Origin of the sequence: Pseudomonas sp. P1.31 (assembly GCF_001269815.1) — a bacterium.
Lineage (GTDB): Bacteria > Pseudomonadota > Gammaproteobacteria > Pseudomonadales > Pseudomonadaceae > Aquipseudomonas > Aquipseudomonas rustica.
This window is the reverse complement of the sequence record NZ_LHVN01000021.1, coordinates 159,340-179,205: the sequence shown is the minus strand read 5'-3', so window position 1 is coordinate 179,205 and position 19,866 is coordinate 159,340. Positions and strand designations below refer to the sequence as shown.

General features: G+C 60.0%; 19 protein-coding genes. 6 read left to right on the top strand and 13 right to left on the bottom strand.

Going from position 1 to position 19,866, the window contains the following annotated elements; translation table 11 throughout:
• Nucleotides 1-110 precede the first annotated feature (110 nt).
• Genes AD669_RS14500 through AD669_RS14485 form a run of 4 tightly spaced genes read right to left on the bottom strand, consistent with a single transcriptional unit; the run spans nt 111 to nt 3,971 of the window.
• Nucleotides 111-1,163, bottom strand: a complete 1,053-nt coding sequence (locus AD669_RS14500; RefSeq protein WP_053120894.1) for an extracellular solute-binding protein — start codon at nt 1,161-1,163, stop codon at nt 111-113.
• 18 nt (nt 1,164-1,181) lie between these two features.
• Nucleotides 1,182-1,970 carry an ABC transporter permease gene (locus tag AD669_RS14495; RefSeq protein WP_053120891.1) on the bottom strand — a complete coding sequence of 263 codons (789 nt, stop codon included), beginning with the start codon at nt 1,968-1,970 and terminating at the stop codon, nt 1,182-1,184.
• Entirely contained in the window at nt 1,967-2,884 is a 918-nt protein-coding gene (locus AD669_RS14490; RefSeq protein WP_053120890.1) for an ABC transporter permease, read from the bottom strand. The genes AD669_RS14495 and AD669_RS14490 overlap by 4 nt, the downstream gene beginning before the upstream one ends.
• Before the next feature lies 1 nt (nt 2,885).
• Nucleotides 2,886-3,971, bottom strand: coding sequence for an ABC transporter ATP-binding protein (locus tag AD669_RS14485; RefSeq protein ID WP_053120888.1), 1,086 nt, complete (start codon nt 3,969-3,971; stop codon nt 2,886-2,888).
• A gap of 140 nt (nt 3,972-4,111) precedes the next feature.
• Between AD669_RS14485 and AD669_RS14480 the strand changes: the two genes are divergently transcribed.
• The 3 genes from AD669_RS14480 to AD669_RS14470 all read left to right on the top strand — a co-directional run bounded on the left by AD669_RS14480 (nt 4,112) and on the right by AD669_RS14470 (nt 9,918).
• Complete coding sequence (locus AD669_RS14480; RefSeq protein ID WP_053120886.1) at nt 4,112-4,801, top strand: GntR family transcriptional regulator; 690 nt, start codon at nt 4,112-4,114, stop codon at nt 4,799-4,801.
• 134 nt (nt 4,802-4,935) lie between these two features.
• Nucleotides 4,936-7,047: a PAS domain-containing sensor histidine kinase gene (locus AD669_RS14475; RefSeq protein WP_053120884.1), complete on the top strand. Its 2,112-nt coding sequence runs from the start codon at nt 4,936-4,938 to the stop codon at nt 7,045-7,047.
• Between the two features lie 237 nt (nt 7,048-7,284).
• The gene (locus AD669_RS14470) at nt 7,285-9,918 is read left to right on the top strand and encodes an excinuclease ABC subunit UvrA (protein ID WP_053120883.1); all 2,634 of its coding nucleotides are present in this window, start codon (nt 7,285-7,287) and stop codon (nt 9,916-9,918) included.
• 107 nt (nt 9,919-10,025) lie between these two features.
• On the opposite strand, the gene AD669_RS14465 is transcribed toward AD669_RS14470, so the two are convergent.
• The 6 genes from AD669_RS14465 to AD669_RS14440 are packed head-to-tail and all read right to left on the bottom strand — an operon-like array spanning nt 10,026 to nt 15,451.
• Nucleotides 10,026-11,969, bottom strand: a complete 1,944-nt coding sequence (locus AD669_RS14465; RefSeq protein ID WP_053120881.1) for a response regulator — start codon at nt 11,967-11,969, stop codon at nt 10,026-10,028.
• Complete coding sequence (locus AD669_RS14460) at nt 11,959-12,834, bottom strand: sensor histidine kinase KdpD (protein WP_053120878.1); 876 nt, start codon at nt 12,832-12,834, stop codon at nt 11,959-11,961. Before AD669_RS14460 ends, AD669_RS14465 begins: the two co-directional genes overlap by 11 nt.
• On the bottom strand, nt 12,827-13,837 hold the full coding sequence (locus AD669_RS14455) for an ATP-binding protein (RefSeq protein WP_053120958.1): 1,011 nt from the start codon (nt 13,835-13,837) through the stop codon (nt 12,827-12,829). Before AD669_RS14455 ends, AD669_RS14460 begins: the two co-directional genes overlap by 8 nt.
• Nucleotides 13,834-14,238, bottom strand: coding sequence for an anti-sigma regulatory factor (locus tag AD669_RS14450; protein ID WP_008084828.1), 405 nt, complete (start codon nt 14,236-14,238; stop codon nt 13,834-13,836). Before AD669_RS14450 ends, AD669_RS14455 begins: the two co-directional genes overlap by 4 nt.
• The gene (locus AD669_RS14445; protein ID WP_034155679.1) at nt 14,235-14,597 is read right to left on the bottom strand and encodes an STAS domain-containing protein; all 363 of its coding nucleotides are present in this window, start codon (nt 14,595-14,597) and stop codon (nt 14,235-14,237) included. The genes AD669_RS14450 and AD669_RS14445 overlap by 4 nt, the downstream gene beginning before the upstream one ends.
• A gap of 2 nt (nt 14,598-14,599) precedes the next feature.
• Complete coding sequence (locus AD669_RS14440; protein ID WP_053120876.1) at nt 14,600-15,451, bottom strand: STAS domain-containing protein; 852 nt, start codon at nt 15,449-15,451, stop codon at nt 14,600-14,602.
• 252 nt (nt 15,452-15,703) lie between these two features.
• Here AD669_RS14440 and AD669_RS14435 point away from each other — a divergent pair, with 252 nt between their 5' ends.
• Nucleotides 15,704-15,973: a hypothetical protein gene (locus tag AD669_RS14435; RefSeq protein ID WP_053120874.1), complete on the top strand. Its 270-nt coding sequence runs from the start codon at nt 15,704-15,706 to the stop codon at nt 15,971-15,973.
• Between the two features lie 299 nt (nt 15,974-16,272).
• Here AD669_RS14435 and AD669_RS14430 read toward each other — a convergent pair whose 3' ends face one another.
• Nucleotides 16,273-16,794, bottom strand: a complete 522-nt coding sequence (locus AD669_RS14430) for a DUF4142 domain-containing protein (RefSeq protein WP_053120872.1) — start codon at nt 16,792-16,794, stop codon at nt 16,273-16,275.
• Between the two features lie 206 nt (nt 16,795-17,000).
• On the opposite strand from AD669_RS14430, the gene AD669_RS14425 reads away from it, so the two are divergent.
• Together AD669_RS14425 and AD669_RS28605 are read left to right on the top strand one after the other, a co-directional pair.
• A complete protein-coding gene (locus AD669_RS14425) occupies nt 17,001-17,243 on the top strand; it encodes a YdcH family protein (protein ID WP_053120870.1) in 243 nt (80 codons plus the stop codon).
• A gap of 109 nt (nt 17,244-17,352) precedes the next feature.
• Nucleotides 17,353-17,517, top strand: a complete 165-nt coding sequence (locus AD669_RS28605; RefSeq protein WP_172680115.1) for a hypothetical protein — start codon at nt 17,353-17,355, stop codon at nt 17,515-17,517.
• Between the two features lie 108 nt (nt 17,518-17,625).
• Here the strand turns inward: AD669_RS28605 and AD669_RS14420 are convergent, their stop codons facing one another.
• The gene (locus tag AD669_RS14420; protein ID WP_371262378.1) at nt 17,626-18,642 is read right to left on the bottom strand and encodes an SMP-30/gluconolactonase/LRE family protein; all 1,017 of its coding nucleotides are present in this window, start codon (nt 18,640-18,642) and stop codon (nt 17,626-17,628) included.
• Between the two features lie 56 nt (nt 18,643-18,698).
• Nucleotides 18,699-19,844: an SRPBCC family protein gene (locus AD669_RS14415; RefSeq protein WP_053120956.1), complete on the bottom strand. Its 1,146-nt coding sequence runs from the start codon at nt 19,842-19,844 to the stop codon at nt 18,699-18,701.
• Nucleotides 19,845-19,866: the final 22 nt, after the last annotated feature.

The following is a 19,866-nucleotide window of genomic DNA, read 5'->3' as shown; positions in this document are numbered from 1 at the left end:
CTTTGAATCCATAGTCGACTGGTTGTTTCAGGTCGGCGTATGGCGCAAGACACCTCGGTCAGTCCCCTCTACCTCTGGGAGAGGGCTAGGGTGAGGGCAGCGGTCTCGGATCAGCCTTTGAGCTTCGACCAAATCCGATCCTGCAGCTCCCGCGCCTTGTTGCTGCATTCCTTCTCCGGGCGCAGACGCGAGGCGTACTCCTCTGGCATGTTGATCGCGTCCATCACCTTCCACTTCGGATCAAGCAACGAATCGCTCTGAATCCCGTTGGCGTAAGCAATGGCGTTCGACACGGCAGCGGCGTTCTCCGGCTTCATCATCCAGTCGATAAAAATCTTCGCGTTGCCCGGATGCGGGGCGCTTTTCGGCACGGCGAAGTTGTCCTGGAACATCGCCACGCCTTCACGCGGATAGACGTACTTGATCGTGCTCTTCTGCAAGGTCGCCCGCGCGGTCGAGCCGTTCCAGTTCTGCATCATGATCACCTCGCCCGAGGCCATGCGGTCGACGGTGTTGTCGGAGCTGTACATCTTCAAAAACGGCTTCTGCTTTTGCAGCAATTCCAGAATGCGTTTGGCGTCTTGCGGGTTTTCGCTGCATTCGTCGACGTTCAGGTAATGGCTGGCGGCGTTGATCACGCTGCTCGACGTATCCAGCGCGGCGAGTTGGCCTTGCAGCTCTTTGCGCGGTTCGAAGAACTCTTTCCACGAGTCATCCAGTTTGCCGCCGGGCACCCGCGCACTGTCGTAGGAAAACCCGGTGGTGCCCCACAAATACGGCGCCGAGAACTTGCGCCCCGGATCGAAACTCGGATCGCGGAACGGTTCTTTGACGTACTGGAAATTGCTCAAGGTCGGCGTGTCGATTTCCATCAACAGATCCTGCTTGATCAACGTCTGCATGATCGACTGCGACGGCACGATCACGTCATACGCAGCGCCACCGGCCTGCAATTTCGCGAGCAAAGTTTCGTTGCTGTCGTAACCGTCCATGGTCACCTTGATCCCGGTTTCCTTCTCGAACTTGGCCAACAATTCGACCGGGTAGTAATCGGTCCAGTTGTAGAAAAACAGCTCTTTCGGTTCGGCGGCGTGGGCGCTGAACGCGGTGAAACAACTCAGGGCCAGACCGGACATTGCCAACCGCATGCTTTTGATTTTCATGAACAGAGCGCTCCAGATTTATTGTTGTTTACCGCGTTGGCCCAGCCAGAAGGCCAGCACCACCAGGACAATCGAGATCAGCAGCATCAGCGTCGAAATCGCGTTGATTTCCGGGGTCACGCCAGCCTTGATCGCCGAGAAGATGTACACCGGCAACGTCGTCGAACCCGGGCCGGCGACGAAGAAGGTCATGATGAAATCGTCAAGGCTGACCACGAACGCCAGCACCGCACCGGACAACACCGCCGGCCACAGCAACGGCAAGGTCACGCGGCGAAACACCTGCCACGGATTGGCATAAAGATCGTTCGCCGCTTCCAGCAGGCTCTTGTCCAGATCGTTGAGCCGCGCACGGATCGGCAAGTAAGCGAAAGGAATGCAGAAGCCGATGTGCGCGACGATCACCGTGAGCAAACCGAGCTTGATGCCGAGCGCCATGAACAGCAGCAACGTCGCCACCGCCGTGACGATTTCCGGCAGGATCAGCGGCAGGTTGATGCCGCCCTCGACCATTTTCTGCCCGTAGAACGGCCGGTACGTCGCCAGCGCCGCGAGCAGCGCAATTGCCGTGGCGCAGACCGTGGCAATGGTTGCGACGATGATCGAATTCAGCGCCGCCGTCTGAATCGACGGGTTGGCCAGAATCCGTCCGTACCAGGCAAAGGAAAACTCGGTCCACACCGTCGCCGAACGGTTGGCGTTGAAGCTGTAAGCGATCAACACGAAGATCGGCAGGTACAGATAGGCGAGGATCAGCAGGCTGATTTCGCGGGTGCCCGGGAGTTTTTTCAGGTGCAGGGAAATCATGCTTTCGCCCCCCGATGGATGGTCTTCGCCGCGCGGCGGCTGTACAGCGCATAGAGCACCAGCGACACCAGCAGAATCGCCAGCAACAGGAACGACAGCGAACTGCCCAGTGGCCAGTTGCGCGCGGTGCCGAACTGCTGCTGGATCAGGTTGCCGATCATCAGCGTCTTGCCGCCGCCGAGAATCGCCGGAGTGATGAACGCGCCCAGGCTCGGCACAAACACCAGCAACGCGCCGGCGATCACACCGGGCATCGACAGCGGCAGAATGATGCGGCGCAACGCGTGCCAACGATTGGCCCCGAGGTCGTAAGCGGCTTCGACCAGACGCCAGTCGAGTTTTTCCAGCGTCGAATAGATCGGCAGAATCATGAACGGCAGGAAGCTGTAGACCAGACCGACACTCACCGCGAAATCGTTGTAGAGCAGGGTGATGCCGCCGGCGCTGGGGAACAGCGCGTTAAGGCTCTGCGCAACCCAACCGTGTTCGCGGAGGATGATCAGCCACGCGTAGTTGCGGATCAGCAGGTTAGTCCAGAACGGAATGGTGATGAGCAACACCATCAAATTGCGCCGGCGCGGGGTCAGGCTCGACATCCACAATGCCACCGGAAACCCGAACAGGAAACACAGCACGGTGGTGCCGCCGGCCTGCAGCACCGAGCGCAGCAACGCTTGGGCATAGACCCAGTTCAGTTCCAGTTCACCGTCAAAACCTTCCTGAAAAAACAGCTGTACGTAGCTTTGCAGTTGCCATGGCGCTTGCCAGTCGACGCCGCCGTAAGTGTTGCGCGGCAGCAGGCTGATGTAGCCCATGATCCCCAGCGGAATGGCGATCAGGGCGAGCAGGGTCAACACCACCGGGCTGAGCAACAGCGCGCGGTTGAGGGCAGGGGAAGTGCTGCTGACGCTCATCTCAGGCCTCCATCAACAGGCAGGCGTGCGGCGGCAGGTGCACGGCAACGCGTTCGCCAACTGCGCGGCCAGGATTCAAGCCCTCGTTGTTTTCGCGCAGCATGACTTTGATGTCGTTGTTCAGCCGGCACTGGTACAGCGTCGCCGTGCCGACATACAGCACAGCTTCAATGACCCCGCGCAGGTGATGCGGCTGGCTGGCGTCGACCAGTTGCGAGCGCTCCGGGCGAAACGCCAGTTGCACGCTGCTGCCGGCGAAGCTCTGTTGCTGACAAGGGATTTCGATTGGCATGCCGTTGGGCACGAAGAGTTTTTCGTTGTGTTCGCCGTGCTTGAGCTGGCCAGGCAAGAAGTTGATATCGCCGATAAACTGCGCGACGAAACGGTGTTTGGGGTGCTCGTAGATATCGGTCGGGGTGCCGATCTGCAGGATCTTGCCGGCCGACATCACCGCAATGCGATCGGACAGGGTCAGCGCTTCTTCCTGATCGTGGGTGACGAAAATGAAGGTGATCCCGGCTTCTTTCTGTACGCGCTTGAGTTCGACCTGCATTTCTTTGCGCAACTTGAGGTCGAGCGCTGACAGCGGTTCGTCGAGCAGCAGCACTTTCGGTTTCGGCGCCAAGGCCCGGGCCAGAGCCACGCGCTGCTGCTGGCCACCGGACAATTCCGCGGGTTTGCGCCCGGCCAGATGCTCCATTTGCACCAGCGCGAGCATTTCGTTGACGCGATCCGGAATCAACTTGCGATCAAGACCCTGCATCTCGAGGCCGAAGGCGATATTCTGCGCCACACTCATGTGCGGAAACAGCGCGTAACTCTGGAACACCGTGTTGACCCGGCGCTTGAATGGCGGCAGATCGTTGACCGGTTCACCGGCCAAACGAATCTCGCCTTCACTGACGTGTTCGAAGCCGGCGATGGTGCGCAGCAGGGTGGTTTTGCCGCAGCCCGAAGGGCCGAGCAGGGTAAAGAATTCGTTGTCGGCGATGTTCACCGAAACATTGTCGAGGGCCGGCGCGAGGCCTGGATCATCAGAGTATCGTTTTGAGACGTTGCGCACTTCAATTGCTATTGGTTGACCCATATTGGTGCAATCCTCTATTTATTGTATGCAATATCTGAATGCAATTTAGAAATACCCGGATTAATCTGCGTGTGCAACCCCCTTTTTCTTTGGCCAGCGATCGCCAGGGGTTGGTTGCCCGACGCTAAAGGAGTGTTTGAATGACCGAGAAGAAACTGGAAACCACGGTCGACCGCGTCTACCAAGGGGTTTACGAGGCGATCAGCAAGCGCTCGTTGCGCCCGGGGATGAAGCTGGGCGAGGCCTCATTGGCCGATTTATTCAATGTCAGCCGCACGTCGGTTCGCGCCGCGTTGAAGCAACTGGAGGCCGATGGCCTGGTTACCACCGAGCCCAACAAAGGTGCGTCGGTGTCATTGCCGAGCAATGAAGAGATCCGTTCGCTGTTCGAAACCCGCCGTCTAATCGAGATCGGCATCGTCACTGAACTGTGCCGACGCAAGGACAGCGCGGCGATGCAGGACTTGCGTGAACATCTATTGCTGGAAGACGAAGCGCACGCTGCCGGTGACCACGAACGGTTGATTCATCTGCTCGGCGAGTTCCACATCAAACTGGCGCGCAGCCTCAATAACCCGGTGTTGCTCGACTGGTTCCAGAAGCTGATCTCGCGCGCCTCGCTGTATGCCGCCGCACTGGACGACGACAGCCATGAAGTGTGCCGCGATGACGAACACCTGCGCCTGATCGAATACATCGAGGCTGGCAATCAGAGCGCTGCCATCGAGCTGACCTGCATGCATTTGAACGGCATCGAAAAAGCCATTCTCGACGTCGCCGCGAAGATGAAAACTGGCTACCATCCGCTCAAGCACCTGATCGGGGTCTAGTCTCCGAGCGGGGACGAAATCGGCTATACCTCTTACGAAACCAATACGACTGAAGACGCTCGAAACAGACGGGCGTCGCGTCGTTCTGGCGTCGCGATTTATCGGGCAACCACCACAGGACACCGAGTCAGTCGATGCAGTTTTTATCCGATAGCCACGGCTGTGATGGCTGGCAAGGCGAAATGGCCGAACGTATCCGCGCGTTCGACTGGAGCCACACTGAACTGGGCCCACTGAATACCTGGCCGGCGAGCCTGTGCAGTGCGGTGCAATTGATGCTGGCCTCGCCGCTGCCGATGGTCATGCTCTGGGGCCGTGCCGGCTACATGATCTACAACGACGCCTATTCGGAATTTGCCGGTGGTCGCCATCCGTATCTGCTCGGTGTGCCGGTAGAACTGGGCTGGCCGGAAGTCGCCGAATTCAATCGCCATGTGGTCGACACCTGCCTGGCGGGCGGCACCTTGTCGTTTCGCAACAAGGCGCTGGTACTGCTGCGCGATGGTGTCCCCGAGGAGGTTTGGCTCGATCTCTATTACAGTCCCGTTTCCAATGATGCCGGAGCGCCTGCCGGGGTGATGGCAATGGTGGTGGAAACCACCGAGTTCGTGATTTCCGAAAGACTGCGCCAAGAGGCCGAAAACGCCTATCGCGCCGATAACGAACGCGTGCGTCTGGCATTGAATGCGGGGGCGTTGGTCGGTTCATTCGTGTGGGACGTGAAAAACAACCGACTGTCCGCGGATGAGCGTTTTGCCCGCACCTTCTCCTACCCGCCGGATCAGGATCTGAGCAATTTGTCTCAGGACGTTGCCGAGTCGCGCATCCACCCGGATGACTTCGACTGGGTGCAGGAACGAGTCACCCGGTGCGTGCAGACCGGCGAGCCGTACAACGCCGAATATCGGGTTCGTCGCGGCGACGGTAGCTATTTCTGGGTGCTGGCCAGCGGCGCTTGCCAGTTCAACGAGAACGGCGAACCGCTGCGCTTCCCCGGCGTGCTGATCGACATTCATGAACGCAAAATCGCCGAAGAATCCCTGCTTAAATTCACCCGCAACCTCGAACAGCGCGTCGGCGCAGAAGTCGAGGCGCGGCTCGCGGCAGAAGAGCAACTGCGCCAGTCGCAGAAGCTTGAATCGATTGGCGGCCTCACCGGCGGCGTTGCCCACGACTTCAATAACCTGCTGCAAGTGATCGCTGGCAATCTGCATTTGCTGGCCCGGCATGAGCCTGATAACGCCAACGTGCAGCGCCGCGTCAGTGCCTCGCTGGCAGCGGTCGAGCGTGGCGCCAAACTGTCTTCGCAACTGCTCGCATTCGCGCGCCGGCAACCGTTGTCGCCGGCGGTGTGCAATCCGCAGCAGATTTTCGATGGCGTCGGCGAATTGCTCCAGCGCGCACTGGGCGAAACCATTCAGATTGATGTGCAATTACCGGCAGAGCCGTGGCACATCAACGTCGACCGCAATCAACTGGAAAACGCCATTCTCAATCTGGCGATCAACGCCCGCGATGCGATGAAGGGCGAAGGCACGATTGGTTTGAGTGCCGCCAACGTTCGACTCGACAGCGAGTTTTGCGCGGGTAAAGGCATCGTCCCCGGCGAGTTTGTGCGCGTGGCGGTGAGCGATACCGGCGCTGGTATTCCTGCGCAGATACTTGAGCAAGTGTTCGAACCGTTCTTCACCACCAAGGCTGACGGCCAAGGCACGGGGTTGGGTTTGAGCATGGTGTTTGGCTTCGTCAAACAGAGCGGCGGGCATGTCGAGATTGCCAGCCAGGTCGGCGAGGGCACGCGGGTGCAGTTGTATTTCCCGCGCAGCTTGCGGCCGGTTCGCGATGAGGCTCCGAGTGTGGAGAATCTGCAGGGCGGCGGGCATGAGACGATTCTGGTGGTCGAGGACAACGACGCCGTGCGTGCCTCGGCGGTCGAGTTGCTGCGCGAGGAAGGCTATCGCGTGTTGACGGCCGGTAACGGCGATGTGGCGATGCAGATGTTGCTGGAAGGGATCGAGGTGGATCTGATCTTTACCGACGTGGTCATGCCGGGGTTGATCAAGAGTTCGGATCTGGCGGCGTGGGCCAAAGTGCAGATACCGGCGGTGGCGGTGCTGTTCACCTCCGGGCACACCCGCGACATCATCTCGCGCAATCACCAGTTGAGCCCGGACACGCATTTGCTGAGCAAGCCGTACAGCCCGGAAGCGATGTTGCAGATGATTCGTGCGGTGCTTAATGCCTGACTGGGACAGAACCTTGAGCCTACTCGAGCTCTGTAGGGAGTTACCTGTGGCGAGGGGATTTATCCCCGTTCGGCTGCGCAGCAGTCGTAAATCCTGAGAATGCGGTTCAACTGGAAAAATGCAGGGGAGCGCTTCGCACTCCAACGGGGATAAATCCCCTCGCCACAATGAACTCCGCAATCAATGAGGCCTCATTAGTCATAGACGTTTTTTCTGTTTTCCGATCAAGGCCCGCCAATGACTTCCAAGCGTAATTCGAAAGCACCCGCCGGCATGGTTCGTGTGCGGGGCGCGCGTGAACACAACCTGAAGAACGTCGACATCGACATCCCCCGCGATGCGCTGGTGGTATTCACTGGCGTGTCCGGCTCGGGCAAATCCTCGCTGGCATTCTCGACCTTGTATGCCGAAGCCCAGCGCCGCTACTTCGAATCCGTCGCACCCTACGCGAGAAGGCTGATCGATCAGGTCGGCGTGCCCGATGTCGATTCCATCGAGGGCCTGCCGCCCGCCGTGGCCCTGCAACAACAGCGCGGCACGCCAAGCACGCGGTCTTCAGTGGGCAGCGTGACCACATTGTCGAGCCTGATTCGCATGCTCTATTCGCGCGCCGGCAGTTACCCGCCGGGGCAGGCGATGCTGTACGCCGAAGACTTTTCGCCGAACACCCCGCAGGGCGCGTGCCCGGACTGCCATGGCCTCGGCCGGGTCTATGAAGTCACCGAAGCGCTGATGGTGCCCGATCCGAATCTGACCATCCGCCAGCGCGCCGTGGCCTCCTGGCCGCTGGCGTGGCAAGGGCAGAACCTGCGCGACATCCTCGTGACCATGGGCATCGACGTCGACATTCCGTGGAAGAAACTGCCGAAAAAGCAGCGCGACTGGATTCTCTTCACCGAAGAAACCCCGACCGTGCCGGTGTACGCCGGGCTGACCCCGGAAGAAACCCGCGTCGCCCTCAAGCGCAAAATGGAGCCGAGCTACCAGGGCACCTTCACCGGCGCGCGTCGCTACATCCTGCACACGTTTACCCATTCGCAAAGTGCGCTGATGAAGAAGCGTGTTTCGCAATTCATGCTCGGCAGTCCTTGCCCGTTATGTGACGGCAAACGCCTTAAGCGTGAAGCGTTGTCGGTGACCTTTGCCGGGTACGACATTGGTGAGTTGTCGCAGATGCCGTTGCTGCAAGTGGCCGAGGTGCTGCGACCGGTAGCTGCGGCGAGCTATCTGCAGCACGCCGAGGAAACCGGCGAAACCCTGAGCCATGCGCAAACCCGCGAGGCTCGTCAGCAAAGGGTGGCCCACGGCGGCAGTGGTCACGCGAGTGCGCCGGATGTGCGACACACGCCGAACCTGTCGCTGGAGAAGCGTCTGGCGGCGCAGCGCATTGCCGAAGATCTGCTGGAGCGCGTCAGCACCTTAACCGATCTGGGACTCGGCTATCTGGCGCTGGAGCGCAGCACGCCGACGTTGTCGTCCGGTGAGCTGCAACGCTTGCGCCTGGCGACGCAATTGGGCTCGCAGTTGTTCGGCGTTATTTATGTGCTCGACGAGCCTTCTGCCGGTTTGCATCCAGCGGATGGCGAGGCGTTGTTCGAAGCTTTGCAGCGGCTGAAGGCGGACGGCAACACGCTGTTCGTGGTCGAGCATGATCTGGAAACCATGCGCCGCGCTGACTGGTTGATCGACGTAGGCCCGGCGGCGGGCGAGAAGGGCGGGCAGGTGTTGTACAGCGGCCCTCCGGCGGGATTGGCCGATATTAAAGAGTCGCAAACCCGCGCTTATCTGTTTGCTGAAACCCAGCGACAAACTCGCGCTGCGCGCAAGCCGACGGCGTGGCTGAAACTTGATGGCATCACCCGCAATAACCTCAACAACCTCAGTGCTGAATTTCCCTTGGGCTGTTTTACCTCGGTCACCGGTGTCTCCGGCTCGGGCAAGTCGAGTCTGGTCAGTCAGGCATTGCTCGAACTGGTCGGCGCGCAACTGGGGCGGCCGACGGTTGAAAGCGAAGCGGAAGAGCTCAGCCTCGAAGACGATGCGCCGCAGGTCAGCAGCGGCCAGGTCACGGCTGGACTGGAATCGATCAAACGGCTGGTGCAAGTTGATCAGAAACCCATCGGCCGCACACCGCGCTCCAATCTGGCGACCTACACCGGGCTGTTCGACAACGTGCGCAAGCTGTTCGCCGCCACCCCCGAGGCGCGCGCGGCGGGGTACGACGCCGGGCAGTTTTCTTTCAACGTCGCCAAGGGCCGTTGCGCCACGTGCGAGGGTGAAGGGTTTGTCAGTGTGGAATTGTTGTTTATGCCCAGCGTGTATGCGCCGTGCCCGACCTGTCATGGCGCGCGATACAACCCGCAGACGCTGGCGGTGCTGTGGGAGGGTTTGAGCATCGCGCAGGTGCTGCAATTGACGGTCGATGAGGCGGTGACGGTGTTTGCCGGGCAGCCGGGGATTCGTCGCTCGCTGGAAGTGCTGCGCGATATTGGCCTCGGATATTTGCGCCTCGGGCAACCGGCCACAGAGTTGTCCGGCGGTGAAGCACAGCGGATCAAACTGGCTACCGAGTTGCAACGCAATCAACGCGGCGCGACGTTGTATGTGCTGGATGAACCCACCACAGGGTTGCATCCGCGCGATGTTGACCGGTTGCTGGAACAGCTCGATACGCTGGTGACGGCGGGTCATACGGTGATTGTGGTCGAGCACGAAATGCGCGTGGTCGCGCAGAGTGACTGGGTGATCGACATCGGCCCGGGTGCGGGCGATCAGGGCGGCAAGATTGTGGTGGCGGGCACGCCGCAGAAGGTTGCGGCGAGCAAGAAGAGCAAGACTGCGCCGTTTTTGGCCCGCGCGTTGAACCGATAGGTGTATTGGCCGGGCTGGCCTCTTCGCGAGCAAGCTCAGCTCCTACGATGGTTCCGAGTACACCGCAGAACACTGTAGGAGCCGAGCTTGCTCGCGAAAACGATCTGTCAGGCGCCGTCGAGGGTGCGGCGGACTTTGTCGAGCAGTTCGCTGATCTGGAATGGTTTGACCAGCATGTCCATGCCTGTCCCGAGAAACACCTGCCGATTGATCGCCGTTTCCGCATACCCGGTCATAAACAGGATCGGCAAACCCTCACGCCAGCCCCGCGCCACGTCCGCCAGTTCCCGCCCGCTCATGCGCGGTAAGCCGACATCAGTCAGCAGCAGATTGATCGACGCATCGTTCTGCAATCGTTCCAGCGCCGTTTCGATATCCGCCGCCTGGGTGCAGCGATAACCGGCATCCTCCAGCACTTCAGTGACAAACATCCGCACCGACGGCATGTCCTCGACGATCAGCACATGCTCACCGGTGCCCTGCGGATCGACCACTGGTGCCGGAATGTCAGCACCGGTCGGATCGCTGGTCGCCGGCAACATGATTGTCACTTCTGTGCCGCGTCGCGCCACGCTGCGAATGTGCGCATCGCCGCCGGACTGGCGGGCGAAACCGTAAATGGTCGACAACCCCAACCCCGTGCCCTGGCCCAGCGGTTTGGTGGTGAAGAACGGATCGAAGACCTTGTCGATCACGTTGTGCTCGATGCCCGTGCCGTCATCGCGCACCGACAGGGCGACGTAAGCGCCATCGGCCAGATTCGGATCGCCATGGGAATAAGCGGCGTAAGTGTTGACCCAGACATTACCGCCCGAGGGCAGCGCATCGCGGGCGTTGATCACCAGATTGAGCACCGCACTTTCCAGCTGCACCGGGTCGACCAGCGCAATCGCCGGTTTGCTGGTCAGCTCAAGCTTGAGGTTGATGCGTTCGCCGATGGTGCGGGTCAGCAGTTCTTCCAGTGACCGCACATGCTCGTTGATGTCCACCGGCCGCGTGTCCAGCGGTTGCTGACGGGCGAAGGCCAGCAAGCGATGGGTGAGGGCGGCGGCGCTCATTGCCGAGTTCAGTGCCGCTTTGGCGTAGAACTGCACCTTTTCCGGTCGATCGTCAGCCACGCGTTTCTGAATCAATTCCAGGCTGGTGATGATGCCGGTCAGCAGGTTGTTGAAGTCGTGGGCGATGCCGCCGGTGAGTTTGCCCAGCGCATCCATTTTCTGCACTTGCAGTAACTGCGATTCGGCACGCACACGCTCGGCGACTTCCTTGGCCAGTTGCGTGGTGGTGTCGTCCAGTCGCGCCAGGTGCGAGCGTTCGCGATGACGGTGTTCGGTGACGTCTTCGACGAACACCAGGCTCAGCTCCGGCGTGCGGTACGGCGAAATCTGCCATTCAGTCTCGCGAAGCTCACCGAGCACGCGCATGTTCAGCGTGCCTTTCCAGCGTTCGCCATCGACCAGGCGCAGGCGCAGTTCGTTGAGGATTGCGCTTTGATCGTCGGCGAAGCATTCGCGCAGGGTTTGCGGATCCTGATTGTCGAGAATCAGTTGGGCGAAGGCGTGGTTACATTCATGCACTTTCAAATGCGCATCAAGCACCGCAATCGGCGCCGAGACGTTGGCGAAAATCTCGCGGAATCGCGCCTCGCTCTCACGCAGGGCGTTTTCGGTGTCGCGCACTCGCAGCAGTGTGCGCAGGGTCGCGAGCAACACATCCGGGTCGACCGGGTGAATCAAGTAAGCATCGGCGCCGGCGTCGAGACCGGTGATGATGTCGCCGGTCTGAATCGAGGCGGCGGACACGTGGATCACTGGCAGCAACGCGGTGCGCGCATCGGCACGCAAGATGCGCACAATGTCGAAACCGCTCATGTCCGGCAGGTTGACGTCGAGAATCAGCGCATCCAGCGGTTCGCTCTCGATCAGCGCCAGCCCGTCAGTCCCGGTGCCGGCCTCCAGCACTTGGTAGTCGTGGCGTTCCAGACGCCGGCGCAGGGCGTAGCGGGTGGCGACGTTGTCGTCGACGATCAACAGGCGGATGTCACGTTTCATCGACGTTCTCCAGAGCGATCGCCAGCGGAATGATCACGAAGAAGGTCGAACCGACCCCCGGCGTGCTTTCCAGGCCGACTTCACCGCCCAGCAGGGCCGCGAAGCGTTTACACAGCGACAGGCCCAGCCCGGTGCCGCGCAGACGTTTCTGCAACGGCGAGTCGACCTGGGAAAAGTCCTCGAACAATGCGCCATGCAGCTCGGCAGCGATACCAATACCGGTGTCGCTGACGGCAAAACGTACTTTGTCGATGCCTTCCAGCCGCGCCGACACCCGCACTTCGCCGCGTGTGGTGAACTTCAGCGAGTTGGAAATGAAGTTGCGCAGGATCTGCGCGAGTTTCTTGTCATCGGTGTACAGACGTGGCAGGCCGACCGGTTCTTCGAAAATCAGATCGACCGCCGAGGCATCGACAATCGGCCGGAACATCCCGCGCAGTGCCGAGAACAGGTCGAACATGTCGAACCACGCCGGGGAAATGGTGATGCGCCCGGCCTCGATTTTCGCCAGATCGAGCAAGTCATCGACCATGTCGCTGAGCTCGCGGGCGGCAGTGCTGACGAACGCGACCTGTTTGTGCTGCTCAGGGCTGAGCGGGCCGTCGAGTTCATCGGCGAGCAGGCTGTTGATGCTCAGGATCGAGCCCAGCGGCGTGCGGAACTCGTGGCTCATGTACGACAGAAAACGGCTCTTCAAGTCCGAGGCCTGGCGCAGCTCCTCAGCCTGAATATCGAGTTCGGCGTACAGGGCCAGCACGCCCTGGTTGGTTTCATCGAGCTCTTCGCGCAGGGCCGCGGTTTCGCTCTGCAATTGCGCAATCAGCGCGGCCTGTTCGGCGCTGTTGAGAATCGGCGACTCAGCCATGGGCGGCCTCCAGGGCAACGACCAGCACCGTTACATCGTCGCGCCCGCGACAGAAGTCGCGGTGCAGGACGCTGGCTATCACGGCGGGATGGCGGTGCACCAGGCCGGGATAGTCTTGAAGGTTCCAACGGGACTGCAAGCCGTCGCTGTACATGATCAATAGATGTCCGTTCACGTGAGCATAGTCAAAGGGCCGGGCTTTCCGGTACTGCACGCCGACAATGCCTGGGTGCGAGGCCAGCCCGCGGGATTTGTCGGCGGAGATCAGGCTGGCGCCAATGTTGCCGACGCCGGCAAAAGTCAGACTGTCGCGGTGCGCGTTGAACTGGGTAAACGCGACAGCGCCGCCCCGGCTGCCGATCATGTCGCGATGCATGTCCTCCATCAGCATGACCGGTTCGGCGAACGGCGTCAGGGCGAAGGTTTCGGCGCCTGCAAGGCCGGCGCGTTCGGCTTCTTCGCCATGGCCCAGACCGTCGATGATCAACGCACTGATGTTGCCGTCCTCATAGGCCAGGTGCCAGACGTCGCCGCACGCGGGATCGTTGTGCAGCGAGTGCTGGCTGACACCGAAGCGAATGTCGGGCGCCCGGTCAGCGCGCGGATACAGTCGCGCCAGCAATACCGCGCCACGGTTATCGGCGTAGACATCAAACACTTCGGCCTGGCGCGAAATCGAGCCGAGACCGATGCCTTGGGTGCCACCGGTGGAGAAGCCGTCGGCCAGACAAGCCTCCAGATCAAAGCCCTGGGCGCGATCCACGGCGAGCATTTCGATGCCAAAACCATCAGGGCGCGGCAACACCCGCAAGTGCATTTCACCGTGGCTGGCGTGCTTGAGTATGTTGCTGGCCAACTCTGTCGCCACCAGTGCAACACGCCCCGCATCGCGTTCATCGAAGCCATGCCGTTCGGCCAATTGCTGCGCGGTACGCCGTGCGTAGCCGATCTGGCTGCTGTCCTCGATCGGCAGCACCTGGGTCAGGCTGGAGCGGATATTCATGTCCATCGGGTAATCGTTATTCGAGTGCCTTTGCCGGGTTCGGTGTCGAGTTCGAACTCTTCTACCAATCGTTTAGCGCCGGTCAGGCCCAGCCCCATGCCGCTGCCGGAGGTCCAGCCATCGGTCATCGCCAGTTTCAAGTCGGGAATGCCGGGGCCTTCATCGCGAAACGTCAGACGCAGACCGACCTTGTGATCCTCATCGAGAATCTGCCAGTCCATGTCGCCGCCACCGCCATAGACCATGGTGTTGCGCGCCAGCTCGCTGACCGCCGTGACCATTTTGGTCAGGTCGATCAGGCGCATGCCGCACTCAGTGGCGAGCTTGCGCGCGGTCTGACGCGCGAGTACCACGTCTTGCTCGATATGGATCGGTTGAGTACCGCTACTGCGCACGGTCATTGTTGCAATACTCGTTCTCGCAGCAGTTTCATCCCTCGCTCGACGTTCAGCGCGGTGCTCACGCCGGGCAAGGTCATGCCGAGTTCAACCAGGGTGATCGCGACGGCCGGCTGCATGCCGACCAACACGGTTTCGGCGTCCATGATTTTCGACAGGCCGGAAATCGTGCCGATCATCCGGCCGATGAACGAGTCGACCATGTCCAGCGCCGAGATGTCGATCAACACCCCGCGCGCCGAGGTTTTGCTGATGCGTTCGGACAAATCGTCCTGCAGGGTGAGGGCGAGTTGGTCATGCATGTCGACCTGAATGGTCACCAGCAAAAAGTCGCCCATCTGAAGAATCGGGATACGTTCCATGCTTAAGCCGTCTTGACGAGGCTGATACCCAGACGGGTCAGGGCCAGTTTCAACGCGTCTGCCAGGTTGGCTTTGGTCACCACGCCTTGCAGGTCGAGACCAAGGTGGACGATGGTTTGCGCGATTTGCGGACGTACGCCGCTGATGATGCAGTCAGCGCCCATCAGGCGGATCGCGGTCACGGTTTTCAGCAGGTGTTGCGCAACCAGGGTGTCGACCGTCGGCACGCCGGTGATGTCGATGATGGCGATTTCCGAACCGGTGTCGACGATGCGTTGCAGCAGCGATTCCATCACCACTTGCGTGCGTTGCGAATCGAGCGTGCCGATCATCGGCAGCGCCAAAACGCCGTCCCACAGCTTGACCACCGGAGTCGACAGTTCCAGCAGTTCTTCCTGCTGACGCTTGATCACCGCTTCACGGGATTTCTGGAAGGTGCGGATGGTGTGCATGCCGAACGCGTCGAGCAGCTCGGAGATCTCCCAGAGTTGTTCGGCGAGCAGCGCCGGTTGTTCTTTGTAGTGAGCTTGCAGCAGGTTAAACAGCGGGCCTTTGAGGGCGAAAATGAAGCTGGCGGTTTGCTGCGAATCCTGGCCGAGCAGGGCGCGACTGTGCGAGAGCTTTTCGAGGAACTGGCGGGTCGCCTCCCAACCTGGCGTGGCGATGTTGGTGCCGTTGTCGTTCTCGAGACCGCTGACCACCAATTGCAGAAATTCGGAGGTTTGTTGCTGCAGGTCGTGTTCTTTCAGATTGCGCGTGGAACCGCTGGCTTGCAGGCCGTTGATCCATTCGCTCAGCAGTTGCGTTTGCTTGTTTTTCATCGCATCGAGTGTGCTGTTCTGCAGTGCTGCCATGTGCCTGTTGCTCCGTAACGAATTTGGGGCCGATTCGATAAAAATTGATCGGCGCGAAGACATCGACATTTGCCGTTCTAAATAGTTGTTCGATCCCGCCAGGATATTTTTGATCTGGCGCAACGAACGCCCCGGTAACTCTAGTCGGCGTGACGGGGAGTGGAGATGTTTTGAACGTTGACGTGGTGCAGGCTTCGAATCTTCAAGGCCCGGCTGGTTTCAGTCGCGCTTGCTTTGACGAACGAGGTGATTATGAACGAGCAAACCAATCCGCAACAGAATCAATCCTCCGAACCGATCAACCGTAACGATCCGGCAATCGATCCGCAAGTGCCGGGGCAGCCTGCGCCGACGCAGCAGCAGGGTGAGGATGGCCAGGCGCAAAGCGCCGATCCGGCGGTGGATCAGAAGAACAAGCATACGGATAATGACAACGAGTTCAGCCCGGGGTTTGAGCCTAAGCCGGATCGTGCGGAACCGGGGGAGGAGACGGATGCGGATATTGATACGGATGGGGGTTGAGGTTGGGCGTAAATGATGAGGCCGCATCTTTTGGATGCGGCTTTTTTTGCTTGGTTATCGTGGTGGGGCTTGAATCGATCCCCCTCACCCCAGCCCTCTCCCCCAAGGGGTAGAGGGGGAAGGGAGCCGATCTTTGTGTTGTTCAAAATCTGAGTTCGACTCTGGATTTCGATACTTGAACCTGAGTTAGCATCTGAATCCTGAGTTCGATGCAGACCTTTCAGGTCGACGTACCTCGAACATTCAACTCGGTCGGCCCCCTCTCCCTGCGGGAGAGGGCTGGGGTGACGGTAAAGCCTTTACTTACTAGGATGCTTGGCCTGCAGCTCTTTCGCCGCCGCCAGATGTTTCTCCAACCCCGGCAACATTTTCTGCGCAAACGCCTTCAATTCAGTCGCGCCCTTGACCTTGTCATCCGTCACGGTATTCGCCTGTTTCTTGAACAGCTCAATGGTCTCTTCGTGCGCCTTCACCTGATTGTTGGCGTAGGCCGCATCAAACGACTCATCACGCATGTCGAGGATTTTTTCCTTGGCCTGTTTGACCAGCGTCGTGGTATCCGGCACCTCGATATCGTTGGCCTTGGCAATGCTCGCCAGCTCATCGTTAGCCTTGCCATGGTCAGTGATCATCATGTTGGCAAACGCTTTAATATCGGCCGATGAGCTCTTTTCCAGGGCCAGGCGACTCGCTTCGATTTCAGCGATACCACCGGCAGCGGCGTTATCGACGAAATCATTGTCAGTCGCGGCGAAAGCGCTGCCCATACCGGTGCTCAAAGCGACAGCCAAAAACAGATGACGCAAGTTGAATCCGTCCATTGGTGTATCTCCACGCAGGTTTTTGTTGGTGATACTCAATGGAGGCGGCGCGGCGTTTAAAGGTTTTATCGCATTTGCGACAGGGCGACGAACGGGCACCGCTGGTCTGACAGGTGGTCGACAGAACGCCCCAACCGAGGCCATTCTGATAACTGGCCAGCGCAATCGGTCGCGCGGGCCAGCCGATCAATTGACGGAGGTGTTCCATGCCGGTGACTCATGACTTGTTACAGGATTTGAAGCTTACGAAGGAAGAGATCCAGCAAAAACGCACCGCGGATCCACATCTGGACGCACTGATCAACAAGTATTCCCAGGCAGACGCCGATGTAGTCAAGGCCGAGACGGCGACCTCGGATGCGCCCAGCGATGACACGCTGAAAAAACTCAAAGAGAAACGCTTGCAGGTCAAAGACAAGATTGTCGAGCAATTGCAGGCGCGATCCTGAAGGCGGGTTGATCCGCCGACCATCGGTTGCGGATTGACTGGAACGAGAGCCCCGACCGGCACCTCGAATGTTCAGAGTCTTCAATCATCGACTCTTTGCGAGGTGCCTTATGAACGATCCCAAATTCCCCAGTGAAGAGCAGGGCGCTTTTGACCCGGTTCCGACGCATCCTGAGCCGAATAGCCCGGCGCACACGACGGCTAATCCGGAAGAGCCGGATGAGGATTTGCCGGAAGACGAAGATCCCGAAAAATTCGATAAATCCAGTAACTGACTGACGCCTTCGCGGGCAAGCCTTGCTCCTACAGATGATTGCATTTCAACTGTAGGAGCAAGGCTTGCCCGCGAAGGCGTCGTTCAATTCAACATCAATCCACCAGATTCACTTAAGGGCCCCATCCAACGACATCCGCGCCATATGCGTCGCCTTCAACGACCCAAAATACAACCACTGCCCATACTCCCTAACCGTGGTAATCGGCGAATAATTGCCATCGCTGGCGTCCTGCAAATTGGCAATCACCTTGCCGTCCAGATCCAGCCCCAGCACAAACCCGCGCTTGTCCACCGGCGCCGGCACCAGCTTCAACGCCCGCACGATCATCTTGCGCAGGAACGGATGCCCCGCCGTGGCGTCCAGCAGCGTATTGCGCGGCGCATACAGCGCCACCCAAAACCGGTCACGGCCATTGAACGCGAGGTTGTCCGGCAGCCCCGGCAGATTGTCGATAAACAGGTCGTGAGTGCCGGCTTTCGGCCCGGTCAGCCAATAGCGGCTGATGCGATAAGCCCCGGTTTCATTGACCAGTACATAGGCGTCATCCGGGCCGAGGGTCACGCCGTTGGCGAACTCCAGTTTGTCCAGCAACACGCTGGTCTTGCCGGTCTGAAAGTCATAGCGCAGCAAACGCCCGTCGCCGCCGTGCTCGATGATCGCCTCGCCGTCATGGCCGTAACCCCAACGGCTGCTCGCATCGCTGAAATAGGCGAAATGCCCGGGCGCATCGATCGCCACATCATCGGTGAAACCGAAGGCCAAGCCATTGGCGGCGGTGGTCAGCGGGATCAATTGCCCTTGCGCATCCAGCGACAGCAAGCCTTTCACCCCGTCGGCAATGACCAGCATGCCGTTCGGATGCCGAGCCAATCCCAGCGGACGCCCGCCGGTATCGGCCAGCACTTGGCGCTGCGTGCCATCGAGGCTGGTGCGGATCAGTCGGCCGTCATGCAGGCCGGTGATCAGGAAATCCTCCTCCAGCAGCAGCGCCTCCGGGCCTTCGATATCGCTCGGCCCGACTTGCGCTGCGCCTTTGAGTTTCTGGTTCTCGGCGTAGGGGCCTTCTTTCAGCGATGGCGCATGCTGCGGCGACCAGGCGACTGGTTCGATTTTGGTCGGCATCAGCAGTAAATATCCGATGACGATGACGAGCGGTAACAACACAACGTGCCGCACCTTCACGCGCTGGCCCTCGCCGAGGCCAGGTGCTGAGCAGCCATGTCGCGCAAGGCCAACATCGACGCCGCCGATTCGCGATCAATCCGGCGTTTGAGCAGCAGGTGATTGGCGATGCGCATGCCCAAACCTTCAAAGCGATAATCCAGCGTGCGCACAAACCGCGTGCCGTTACCTTCGGCCGCGCACTCATACGTCAGCAGCAACGACAAGCCATGATCACCTTGGGCCCGCGCGCACCAGCGGCGGCCCGGCAGGTATTCGGTGACCTCCCAGCGCAAATGCCCTGCGCGACCTCCGGCATGAATGTCCTCTTCGAAACGCGAGCCGGCATGCAGCGGGCCGTGTGCACCGTCGATCTTCAGCGACGACGGATGCCACTCCGGCCAGCGGTTGACGCTGGCGGCGTAGGCGAGCACGGCGATCGGCTCACCGGCGATATCGATCTGGTGCTGCAGGCGGGTCATGGGCATTTTTGAATAGCTCAAAGGGGCGGGTTCCGACTCCCAGTAAAGGGTGCCGAACAGGTAGTCCATCAGCGGGAAAACGATATTGAAATTACGTTCCTGCATGCGTTCGCGACGATGATGCAGTTCGTGCAAACGGCGCATCTGCCGGATCCACGGCAAGCGTGTCAGCGGGTTGTTTGGCGGCAGGTGTTCGCAGGCGTGAAACACTTCGTAAGTCAGATATCCGAGCACCATGCACCCGGCGAAGAGCCCGGCAACGTTGGCGTTCACCTGCGCGATCAGCCACCACAACGGCAGGGTGATCAGCAGCGTGTGAATGACGATCAGCCATGCCGGGAACAGAATCACCCGCCAGTCGCGAGCACTGTCGTAGGTCATGTGGCCGGGGGTGAAAAAACTGTGATGATCGCCGGCATGCCGGGCGTAGAACATCTTCGCGAAGGCTTTTTTATGGTGGCCGAGATGGCGATGAACCATGTACACGCCGAAGTTGAACAGCAACAGGCTCAACGGCACAGTGAGCCATTCCAGCGGCCGCACTTGCTGCACGGTGCCCCAGAACCCGACGATGGCCAGCACGCCGAACAGCAGCACGAAAACCCCGTGCAGCCAAGGGTTGTAGCGCGGATGAATGGCCGCACGGTAGCGGCTGCGAAATGCCTCGGTGGTCTGCCTCACTGCGTTCACCTGCGGGTATCGT